This is a genomic window from Streptomyces sp. PA03-6a (assembly GCF_033792765.1).
Lineage (GTDB): Bacteria > Actinomycetota > Actinomycetes > Streptomycetales > Streptomycetaceae > Actinacidiphila.
In genome coordinates this window covers 1-2780 of record NZ_JARAVK010000496.1, presented here as the reverse complement: position 1 = coordinate 2780, position 2780 = coordinate 1, and the positions used below count along the sequence as shown (strand labels likewise).

General features: G+C 65.1%; 2 protein-coding genes. One reads left to right on the top strand and one right to left on the bottom strand.

From position 1 onward, the window contains the following. Positions 1–83 precede the first annotated feature (83 nt). The gene (locus PV350_RS45995) at positions 84–656 is read left to right on the top strand and encodes a transposase (protein ID WP_500339235.1); all 573 of its coding nucleotides are present in this window, start codon (positions 84–86) and stop codon (positions 654–656) included. A 144-nt stretch (positions 657–800) separates the two neighbouring features. On the opposite strand, the gene PV350_RS45990 is transcribed toward PV350_RS45995, so the two are convergent. After that, positions 801–2333 carry an ISL3 family transposase gene (locus PV350_RS45990; RefSeq protein ID WP_500339234.1) on the bottom strand — a complete coding sequence of 511 codons (1533 nt, stop codon included), beginning with the start codon at positions 2331–2333 and terminating at the stop codon, positions 801–803. Positions 2334–2780 lie beyond the last annotated feature (447 nt).

The following is a 2780-nucleotide window of genomic DNA, read 5'->3' as shown; positions in this document are numbered from 1 at the left end:
AAAACCACCCGCGCAATCCGCGACCAACCCGAACGAGCACTCCCACTTCTGGGCATCACCAACAAGCCCGAACCTTAAGGAACTTGATCAAGCCCTGCGAGATCGACCGTTGGAAGAAGGTCGTCGCCAGCTTCGACGACCGGATCACCACGCTGCTGGCCGACCTCCAGGAAGACCTGGTCAACCTCACCACCATTCCCGGCATCGGGCGCCTCGGCGCCGAGATCATCATCGCCGAGACCGGCGGCAACATGGCCCAGTTCGCCTCCGCTCACCACCTGGCCTCCTGGATCGGGGTCTGCCCAGGACAGAACGAGTCTGCCGGGGTGAGTCGCTCCGGCCGCACCCGTCCCGGCAACAGCAACCTCAAACGGCTCCTCGGGATCGCCGCCATGGTCGCGATCAAGAACAAGGACTCCTACCTCGGCGTCTTCTTCCGGCGCCTGGCCGCACGACGCGGCGGCAAACGGGCCCTGGTCGCCGTGATGCACAAACTCGCCATCGCCCTATGGCACGTCCTGCACGACAAGACCCAATACCGAGAACTCGGCGCCGACCACTTCACCCGACGCGACCCCGAACGCGCCATGCGCCGCATGCTCAAGGAAGCCAACAGCCTGGGCCTGACCATCCGCTTCGAGCCCATCACCGCTTGACTATCCTGTCGCCGCCTTCGAGTCGATCCCCAACACCTGACCCGGGCGGTCCACTCTATTTTCGTGTCAGTCCCGCCTTTGATTTTCTATGGGACTGTAAAAAGAACGGCTCTGTCTCACATTCGGTGGTGACGGAGTGTGCTGCTATCCGAGGAGGATGCGGTGGCGAAGTAGGGTGAAGCCTGCTCGTCCGTGCATCTGTCGCGCGATCCGCTTGGTTTTCGTGTTGATGCCCTCGGTGGGGCCGTTGCTGTAAAGAAGCGTGAGCGCGGCGATCACTGCGTCCCGGTCTCGGTCCAGGCCCCGGGCGAAGGGGTGCAGATGGGGCAGTTCGGTTGTGCGGACCTGGTCGATCCAGCGCGAGAGCCCGTCGGAGTTTCCTTCGCGAGGCGTCAACAGCTGGGCGAAGTTGGCAATGTGGGCAGTCAGTTGGGTCATCTCGGGGCAGGCGGCGGTGAGCCGTGCCAGGAGGTCCTGATGTTCGGTCTTGAGGTTGTCGGGCCTGGTGAGGAGCATCCGGGCGAGCCGGCGTGGTGAGATGTGGCTGCGGTCGGCGTCCGCGCGGCCTTGGTTGATGTACTTGTAAAGCAGGTTGAGGCAGCCGGTGTAGCCGAGGGCCTTGATCTCTTCGAAGAGGTGCTTGACGGGGACGGCGGGGTCCTCGGCCCGGCGTTTTCGCAGGTGCTCGCGGTAGGGGTCGACGAGGCCGGCGCGGTATTTGGGGACGCGGAGCATCCGCTCGGGCCGGTCGGCTCGTGCGTAGCGTTTGATGGTGTTCAGGGCCAGCTGCAGTCGGCGGGCGCATTCGAGCAGGCCCACGCCCTGGTTGAGCAGGTCATGGACGTGGTGCCAGCGTTCCAGGGTAGTTCGGGCGCGTGGCCCGTCGTAGATGGGTGCGTCCAGCACGGTGGCCCAGCAGTTGCTGTGTGCCTTCACCTCGCTGAGGGCGGCTTCGCACAGGTTGTTCCACAGATGCCACCTGTCGGCGACCTGCACCGCGTGGGGCAGGGCGCGGCGGATGGCCTCTGCATAGGTTGTGGAGCCGTCTCGGCAGACGACTTCGACGCCCCGATGTTCGCGCAGCCACGCTTCCAGCGTGTCGGCCGTACGGTCGGGCAGGACGTCGATCCGCTCGTGGGTCTCGGCGTCGATCACCACGGTGGCATAGCGGTGTCGCCGGCGCAGGGCGAAGTCGTCGACGCCGATCACGCGAGGCGTCCGCCCGGTGGGCGACGGGATGCGCAGCAGGGTGCGCAGGGCGGTGTGACGGGATAGGCCCATCGCGAGTGTCGCCAGCAAACGTGATCCTGCTCGGCCCGCTAACTCTTTGACTACGGCTTTGACCTGCGCGGTCAGACGGGCGGTGCGTCGCTGGTATCGCTCCAGCACTCCGGGCACCTGTTCGCGGAAGGTGTGGTGGCAGCCTCGCGTGGGGCACACCAGACGCCGAACCCGCACACGGACGACCACCCGTCGCCCGTCGACCGGAACGTCGGCGACCGTCCGCCAGTGGTAGCCGTGCACCCGTGCCGACGAGGCCCCGCACACCTGGCAGACCGCGGTGCCCAGCGGCGTCCGGGCCCGAACCGCAATCCGCTCACCCTCGTCGGCCACATCCTCCATGACCAGCGGAGACAGGCCCGAAAACACCATCTGCACAAGCTCGTTGACATCCATCACATGAAAATCAACGACCCTCACAACTCTCCGTCACCACCGAATGTGAGACAGAGCCGTTCGATAGACAGACCCTTTTCTATACGTCGGGCTCTTGATGGGTTAGGGGATTGCTGAGGTCTGTGTTTCGGGTGTTCGCGAGAATAGCGGGTATCGTGCTCAACGGGCGTGGGCTGCTTGTGCGGTGTGGGTGCCAGGGTTGGGTGTGCTGCGGGGACGGCCGGCGGGTTTCTCTTTGTCGTCCTGCTGTCTCCGCCGCCGTGTCGGGTCTTGTTCCGCGGTCTCATCCCTTGGTGTTGGCCGTGTCTGCCATGTGATGACTGGGGAGGTGTAGGCGTTGAGTATTCGGATGCCCCGGGAGTTGGAGTGGCTTGCTCCGCTGGTTGTGGGGGAGCGGTGGCCCAAGAGTGATGAGACGGGGCTGCGTGCTCTGGGCGAGCTGTGGGA

Coding starts and splice junctions, on each gene's coding strand:
- PV350_RS45990 (WP_500339234.1), bottom strand. CDS start 2,333: ATGGATGTCAACGAGCTTGTGCAGATGGTGTTTTCGGGCCTGTCTCCG.